The organism is Flavobacterium sp. ENC (genome assembly GCF_020991415.1).
GTDB lineage: Bacteria > Bacteroidota > Bacteroidia > Flavobacteriales > Flavobacteriaceae > Flavobacterium.
Genome location: NZ_JAJMOY010000018.1, coordinates 1 through 5,495, shown reverse-complemented (window position 1 = coordinate 5,495; position 5,495 = coordinate 1). Strand labels below are relative to the sequence as shown.

Here is a 5,495-nt window from a genome sequence, read left to right as displayed (position 1 = left end):
TTTAAAAGAAAGGCGACGACATACTCTCCCACATAACTGCAGTACCATCTGCGCAGGCGGGCTTAACTACTCTGTTCGGGATGGGAAGAGGTGAGCCCCGCCGCAATAACCACCTTAAGGTCGTTGTTACTTGAGGTAACTTTTTAATTATTAATTATCAATTATAAATTGTTAATTATCAATTAAACAATATCTTAACATACTGAGATAAAGAAAGTTTTTAGTATTAGAAAGTTTCTCCCCCAGTGTTGCCACTGGGGAAAAGGGTGTACATAAGCTTACGGATTATTAGTACTACTCGACTATGACATTACTGCCTTTACATCTATAGCCTATCAACGTGGTCATCTTCCACGATCCTTAAAAGAAATCTCATCTTGTGGTGGGTTTCGCGCTTATATGCTTTCAGCGCTTATCCCTTCCAAACGTAGCTACTCTGCGGTGCCCCTGGCGGGACAACAGATACACTAGAGGTTTGTCCAATTCGGTCCTCTCGTACTAGAATCAGATCCACTCAAATTTCTAACGCCCACAGTAGATAGAGACCGAACTGTCTCACGACGTTCTGAACCCAGCTCGCGTGCCACTTTAATGGGCGAACAGCCCAACCCTTGGGACCTTCTCCAGCCCCAGGATGTGACGAGCCGACATCGAGGTGCCAAACCCCCCCGTCGATATGAGCTCTTGGGGGAGATCAGCCTGTTATCCCCGGCGTACCTTTTATCCTTTGAGCGATGGCCCTTCCATGCGGAACCACCGGATCACTATGCTCTACTTTCGTACCTGATCGACCTGTATGTCTCTCAGTCAAGCTCCCTTATGCCATTGCACTCTACGCACGGTTACCAAGCGTACTGAGGGAACCTTTAGAAGCCTCCGTTACTCTTTTGGAGGCGACCACCCCAGTCAAACTACCCACCAAGCAATGTCCCCCGCAATCGCGGGGTTAGGCCTCAGATAAACAAAGGGTTGTATTTCAACAATGACTCCACAACGCCTGGCGACGCCGCTTCATAGTCTCCAACCTATCCTACACATCATTTATCCAAGGTCAATACTAAGCTATAGTAAAGGTGCACAGGGTCTTTTCGTCCCACTGCGGGTAAACGGCATCTTCACCGTTACTACAATTTCACCGAGCTCATGGCTGAGACAGTGTCCAGATCGTTACACCATTCGTGCAGGTCGGAACTTACCCGACAAGGAATTTCGCTACCTTAGGACCGTTATAGTTACGGCCGCCGTTTACTGGGGCTTCAATTCAATGCTTCTCCGAAGATAACATCTCCTCTTAACCTTCCAGCACCGGGCAGGTGTCAGGCCCTATACTTCATCTTACGATTTTGCAGAGCCCTGTGTTTTTGATAAACAGTCGCCTGGACCTCTTCACTGCGGCCAGCTTGCGCTGGCGACCTTTCTCCCGAAGTTACAGGTCTATTTTGCCTAATTCCTTAGCCATGAATCTCTCGAGCACCTTAGGATTCTCTCCTCAACTACCTGTGTCGGTTTACGGTACTGGTACTAATTACCTGAAGTTTAGAGGTTTTTCTTGGAAGCCCTTAGGCGCACTATCTCTTTGTCCGAAGACTCCGAGTACTATCGTATTTCCCCAGGATCTGTGGATTTGCCTGCAGATCCTATAGGTAGGTACTTCAACGAACTATTCCGTCAGTTCGCGGCGCTTTCATCACTCCGTCACCCCATCACAGTAATTAGTAGTACGGGAATATTAACCCGTTAGCCATCGACTGTCCCTTTCGGGTTCGCCTTAGGACCAGACTAACCCACAGCTGATTAGCATAGCTGTGGAAACCTTAGTTTTTCGGTGTGCGGGTTTCTCGCCCGCATTATCGTTACTTATGCCTACATTTTCTTTTCTAACCAGTCCAGCATACCTTACGATACACCTTCAACCCTGTTAGAATGCTCCCCTACCACTTACAGTTGCCTGTAAATCCATAGCTTCGGTAATACGCTTATGCCCGATTATTATCCATGCTCGTCCGCTCGACTAGTGAGCTGTTACGCACTCTTTAAATGAATGGCTGCTTCCAAGCCAACATCCTAGCTGTCTGGGCAGACAAACCTCGTTCTTTCAACTTAGCGTATATTTGGGGACCTTAGCTGATGGTCTGGGTTCTTTCCCTCTCGGACTTGGACCTTAGCACCCAAGCCCTCACTGTTATCAATCATTATATAGCATTCGGAGTTTGTCAGGAATTGGTAGGCGGTGAAGCCCCCGCATCCAATCAGTAGCTCTACCTCTATATAACTAAAATAACGCTGCACCTAAATGCATTTCGGGGAGTACGAGCTATTTCCGAGTTTGATTGGCCTTTCACCCCTACCCACAGGTCATCCGAAGACTTTTCAACGTCAACCGGTTCGGACCTCCACTGTGTGTTACCACAGCTTCATCCTGCCCATGGGTAGATCACACGGTTTCGCGTCTAACACTACTGACTAAAGCGCCCTATTCAGACTCGCTTTCGCTACGGATCCGTGGCTTAACCACTTATCCTTGCCAGCAACGTTAACTCGTAGGCTCATTATGCAAAAGGCACGCCGTCACCCCACGAAAGGGCTCCGACCGCTTGTAAGCGTATGGTTTCAGGATCTATTTCACTCCGTTATTCACGGTTCTTTTCACCTTTCCCTCACGGTACTGGTTCACTATCGGTCTCTCAGGAGTATTTAGCCTTAGCGGATGGTCCCGCCAAATTCAGACAGGGTTTCACGTGCCCCGCCCTACTCAGGATACCACTATCCATTACACTCATTACCCATACAGGACTATCACCCTCTCTGGTCCTACTTTCCAGTAGATTCTGGTTCTTTGTGCATGAAATGTCGTGGTCCTACAACCCCAGCATTGCCGTAACAACACTGGTTTGGGCTAATCCGCGTTCGCTCGCCACTACTTACGGAATCACTTTTGTTTTCTTCTCCTCCGCCTACTTAGATGTTTCAGTTCAGCGGGTTTGCCCACCTATCGGTGTACTATGTCTTCAACATAGTGGGTTGCCCCATTCAGGTATCTACGGATCAATCGGTGTGTGCCCGTCCCCGTAGCTTTTCGCAGCTTATCACGCCTTTCATCGCCTCTGAGAGCCAAGGCATCCCCCATACGCCCTTATTTTGCTTATTGTACCAATCCTAAAATAAATTAGGACCGTTTTTTTTTGTTTTTTGTTACGAATAACAAAAAACGCTTTCTACTTTTTATTATTTCTTATCTCAATATGTCAATGAACTTTAACAATTCATAATTATCAATTGACAATTATTAATTATTTCGTGGAGAATAACGGAGTCGAACCGTTGACCTCCTGCGTGCAAGGCAGGCGCTCTAGCCAGCTGAGCTAATCCCCCATTTTTCAATCTTAGATTGTAGAATTCAGATTTTAGATTTCTTAATTCTTCTCTAATTTCTTTTGGTGAATTCCAACTTCCAGAATTTCCTTTTTTCCAAGCAAACAGTCTTTTTAAATTGTAAATTGTCAATTATTAATTGTCAATTTACCCTAAAAAGTAGTCCCGGGCAGACTCGAACTGCCGACCCCTACATTATCAGTGTAGTACTCTAACCAGCTGAGCTACGAGACTCTGTTTTACTTAAAATTTATTATTTGAACTAACAGCAAGAGTAAAATAGTCTTAAAATCATGACCCATAAAGCTTCTTCTTTTTTCCCCAGCGTGTGTTTCCACTAACACTTGGGGCTCTAGAAAGGAGGTGTTCCAGCCGCACCTTCCGGTACGGCTACCTTGTTACGACTTAGCCCTAGTTACCAGTTTTACCCTAGGCAGCTCCTTGCGGTCACCGACTTCAGGCACCCCCAGCTTCCATGGCTTGACGGGCGGTGTGTACAAGGCCCGGGAACGTATTCACCGGATCATGGCTGATATCCGATTACTAGCGATTCCAGCTTCACGGAGTCGAGTTGCAGACTCCGATCCGAACTGTGACCGGTTTTGTAGATTCGCTCCTGGTCGCCCAGTGGCTGCTCTCTGTACCGGCCATTGTAGCACGTGTGTAGCCCAAGGCGTAAGGGCCGTGATGATTTGACGTCATCCCCACCTTCCTCACAGTTTGCACTGGCAGTCTTGTTAGAGTTCCCGACTTGACTCGCTGGCAACTAACAACAGGGGTTGCGCTCGTTATAGGACTTAACCTGACACCTCACGGCACGAGCTGACGACAACCATGCAGCACCTTGTAAATTGTCTTGCGAAAGATCTGTTTCCAAACCGGTCAATCTACATTTAAGCCTTGGTAAGGTTCCTCGCGTATCATCGAATTAAACCACATGCTCCACCGCTTGTGCGGGCCCCCGTCAATTCCTTTGAGTTTCATTCTTGCGAACGTACTCCCCAGGTGGGATACTTATCACTTTCGCTTAGCCACTGAAATTGCTTCCAACAGCTAGTATCCATCGTTTACGGCGTGGACTACCAGGGTATCTAATCCTGTTCGCTACCCACGCTTTCGTCCATCAGCGTCAATCCATTAGTAGTAACCTGCCTTCGCAATTGGTATTCCATGTAATCTCTAAGCATTTCACCGCTACACTACATATTCTAGTTACTTCCTAATAATTCAAGTCTAACAGTATCAATGGCCGTTCCACCGTTGAGCGATGGGCTTTCACCACTGACTTATTAAACCGCCTACGGACCCTTTAAACCCAATGATTCCGGATAACGCTTGGATCCTCCGTATTACCGCGGCTGCTGGCACGGAGTTAGCCGATCCTTATTCTTACAGTACCGTCAAGCTGGTTCACGAACCAGTGTTTCTTCCTGTACAAAAGCAGTTTACAATCCATAGGACCGTCATCCTGCACGCGGCATGGCTGGATCAGGCTTGCGCCCATTGTCCAATATTCCTCACTGCTGCCTCCCGTAGGAGTCTGGTCCGTGTCTCAGTACCAGTGTGGGGGATCTCCCTCTCAGGACCCCTACCCATCGTAGCCTTGGTAAGCCGTTACCTTACCAACTAGCTAATGGGACGCATGCTCATCTTTTACCGTTGTGACTTTAATTATAAAATGATGCCATTTCATAATACTATGAGGTATTAATCCAAATTTCTCTGGGCTATCCCTCTGTAAAAGGTAGATTGCATACGCGTTACGCACCCGTGCGCCGGTCTCTGCTTCCGAAGAAACATACCCCTCGACTTGCATGTGTTAAGCCTGCCGCTAGCGTTCATCCTGAGCCAGGATCAAACTCTTCATCGTATATTGTTGACTTGAATTGCTTCAGATCGTTTTGTTATTCGAATCAGTCTCTATCGGTTCATTTATCAATCTCTCGATTATCTTACTCTTTATTCTTTTGCCTTAACATCTCTGTTAAAGCGGCTGTCAATTCAATATGTCTACGAACGTGTATTTCTTTTTCTTTCGCTTGTTTCTCAAAGCGGGTGCAAAACTACAACTTCTTTTTTAATTAGCAAGAACTTTTTAAAGAATTTTTGAAACTTTTTTTTCG

Annotated in this window: 2 tRNA genes and 3 rRNA genes; all 5 read right to left on the bottom strand. The window is 46.6% G+C overall.

The features are described 5' to 3' along the window. Positions 1 to 7 precede the first annotated feature (7 nt). Positions 8 to 117, bottom strand: a 5S ribosomal RNA gene (rrf, locus tag LPB89_RS21800). Between the two features lie 151 nt (positions 118 to 268). Continuing rightward, positions 269 to 3,148 (bottom strand): 23S ribosomal RNA (locus tag LPB89_RS21795). Between the two features lie 150 nt (positions 3,149 to 3,298). Beyond that, positions 3,299 to 3,372 (bottom strand) — tRNA-Ala (locus LPB89_RS21790). A gap of 160 nt (positions 3,373 to 3,532) precedes the next feature. Continuing rightward, positions 3,533 to 3,606 (bottom strand) — tRNA-Ile (locus tag LPB89_RS21785). A gap of 122 nt (positions 3,607 to 3,728) precedes the next feature. Continuing rightward, a 16S ribosomal RNA gene (locus LPB89_RS21780) occupies positions 3,729 to 5,242 on the bottom strand. The 16S, 23S and 5S rRNA genes sit together here with 2 tRNA genes alongside, the layout of an rRNA operon. Positions 5,243 to 5,495 lie beyond the last annotated feature (253 nt).